Raw genomic sequence first — 2,199 nt, forward strand, 5'->3', positions numbered from 1 at the left:
CACCAGGACTGCGCGAATTCGATCCTTTGCGGTAGACCCGTCGTGATCAGCGACTTTGAAGGCTGGCAAGTGGTGGTGTAGCTTCGATGGGCACAACTTCAGGGGCTATGGCGCAGCTGGTAGCGCACCACACTGGCAGTGTGGGGGTCAGGGGTTCGAGTCCCCTTAGCTCCACTCAATGTCCGCATCTCAGACCAATTTTTGAGGTCGCGTCGGGGCTGAATGGGCGATCCTGGGATACGTAAAATGATCAGCCTCAATCGCTGAATCCTGGACCCTGACGTTCCTGCTGTTAGCCGGGGTGGATCCCGATACATTTACGTCAGCGACAAATCGCTTGGAATCGGCTTTATTGATTCATGTTCAAGGGAGTGGGGATGACATTCAGGCTTACTTGGCATGGCGCTGCGATATTGAGTTGTGCTGCGGCGCTTGTTCTTTCCCCTGCGGTTGCCAGCGCTGATCCGCCTGACCCGCACCAGCCGGACATGACGAAGGGCTTCTGCCCGGGTGGTCGATGGGGTTACGGCAAGTTGGCCGTGTGCGACGGGGACAAGTACCCCGACGGGTCGTTTTGGCATCAGTGGATGAAAACCTGGATGGCCGGTCCCCAGTTTTATTACGACTGCGTCGGCGGCGACGAACCCATGCCTGGCCCGCCACCGCCTGGTGGCTGCGCCGGGGCGATTCCGCCCGACCAGCCGGCCCCACCCGCAACCTGACCGCGGCTCCCCTTAGCTCCACCGATGAGCGACGGGACTAGCGGTCGGATGACACCGCAGGCTGGTCGGTGATTTGCACATCCCGCCCAGCGCGTGCCGCCATTGTGGCAGCCCTGCCACGGGCCAGGGCCCAGGTCGCGACAATCACCACCACCACCGCGGCCGCCAAAACGAATATCTCAGGGCCATGGGCGTTGAGGGTTTCGCCGAGCACAATCACACCTAACACGGACGCCACCACCGGCTCGGCCACGAGCACCGTCGGCATCGAGGCGGTCAGCGCACCGGCGCGAAACGACGACTGCTGAAAGATCATCCCGGCGAGCGCGAGCAGTATCCAGGCGTAGACCTCTGGCGCGCGCAGCATGGCTCCCACACCGTCTTCGAACACCTCGATGACACCTTTGGTCAGCACCGCGAACACCGCCAGCGACGAACCCGCCACCACGGCCAGCAATACTGCTGCGGCTGGACGAGCCGGCCAGATCCGCGCGGCGAGCACGCACAGCACCAGCGCCGGGGCAATCGCCGCGGCCACCACCATCCACGTTGTCAGCGAGCCACGCGAGTGGCCGGCTGCCGGGTCGCCGACCGTGATGAACACGGCCAACGCAACCGCCAGCAGCACCGCCCACATCCACTCCCAGCGGGTCACCCGATGATGTGTCACCCGCGTGTAGATCGGCAACGCGAACAACAGCGCTGTCACTTGCAGAGACGTCGCCAACACCACCGACCCGAGCGCGAGCGCCGCGATCAGCAAGCCGTAATTGGCGACCGCCGCAGCGCTGCCCAGCCACCAGCGGGTATCGCGGAACGACATGCGAAATAGCTTCAGGTGGCCGACCGGTTTGTCGGTGATCTCCTGCGCAGAGCGCTGACGAATCACATTGCCGAATGCGGATGCTAACGCGGCGCACAGGGCGAGCAACGCCGCAATCTCCGCCTTTGGCATTGCCCCCTCCTCGCCGATGACGTTCGGCCCGGAAGCCGTTAACTTACACGTGCTGTCCGGCGGACGTCGAGGTCAGCGTCCTTCTCAGTGACTTCACAGCGGCCCGTTCATACGCTTGCGCTCCCATGTCTAGTACAGGTTTCTTCCGCGCGCTCGGGCACACGGGTTGGGGGGTCGATTAGGTGACGCAGCAAATGGTTTGGGCGCCTCCGCCGGAGGATGACGACTACTATCACAGGCACTCGATGAGCGGGCATGATCAAGCTCGATCGCTACGTCCCACCGAATTGGCGCAGGCATCGGTGATGGGTGCTCTGTGCGCGGCGATCGCGATCATCGCGGTGGTCCTCCCGCACGCAGGCGGGCTGGGTCTGCTCGGCGCCGTGCCGATGGGGCTGCTGGCCTACCGGTATCGGCTCCGCGTTCTGGTCGCCGCGGCGATCGCCGCTTCGGTGATCGGCTTCCTGGTAGTCGGCCTCAGCGGCTTTGGCGCGGTCGCGCTTTGCACCTATGTCGGGGGGC

The 2,199-nt window shown here is 64.0% G+C and carries 2 protein-coding genes, 1 tRNA gene and 1 pseudogene; 3 read left to right on the forward strand and 1 reads right to left on the reverse strand.

The features are described 5' to 3' along the window. Positions 1-101: 101 nt before the first annotated feature. A tRNA-Ala gene (locus WBF82_RS06840) sits at positions 102-174 on the forward strand. Between the two features lie 203 nt (positions 175-377). Continuing rightward, positions 378-722, forward strand: a complete 345-nt coding sequence (locus WBF82_RS06845; RefSeq protein WP_424382312.1) for a hypothetical protein — start codon at positions 378-380, stop codon at positions 720-722. A 37-nt stretch (positions 723-759) separates the two neighbouring features. Here WBF82_RS06845 and WBF82_RS06850 read toward each other — a convergent pair whose 3' ends face one another. Further along, positions 760-1,677: a DMT family transporter gene (locus tag WBF82_RS06850; protein WP_424382313.1), complete on the reverse strand. Its 918-nt coding sequence runs from the start codon at positions 1,675-1,677 to the stop codon at positions 760-762. 245 nt (positions 1,678-1,922) lie between these two features. On the opposite strand from WBF82_RS06850, the pseudogene WBF82_RS06855 reads away from it, so the two are divergent. Then, positions 1,923-2,199, forward strand: a pseudogene (locus WBF82_RS06855) (cobalt ABC transporter ATP-binding protein); the annotation flags it as partial.

Source organism: Mycobacterium sp., from assembly GCF_049673265.1.
Lineage (GTDB): Bacteria > Actinomycetota > Actinomycetes > Mycobacteriales > Mycobacteriaceae > Mycobacterium.

What these genes read in the sequence shown, in the direction of transcription:
- WBF82_RS06845 (WP_424382312.1), top strand. Translation starts at nt 378, where the DNA reads ATGACATTCAGGCTTACTTGGCATGGCGCTGCGATATTGAGTTGTGCT.
- WBF82_RS06850 (WP_424382313.1), bottom strand. Translation starts at nt 1,677, where the DNA reads ATGCCAAAGGCGGAGATTGCGGCGTTGCTCGCCCTGTGCGCCGCGTTA.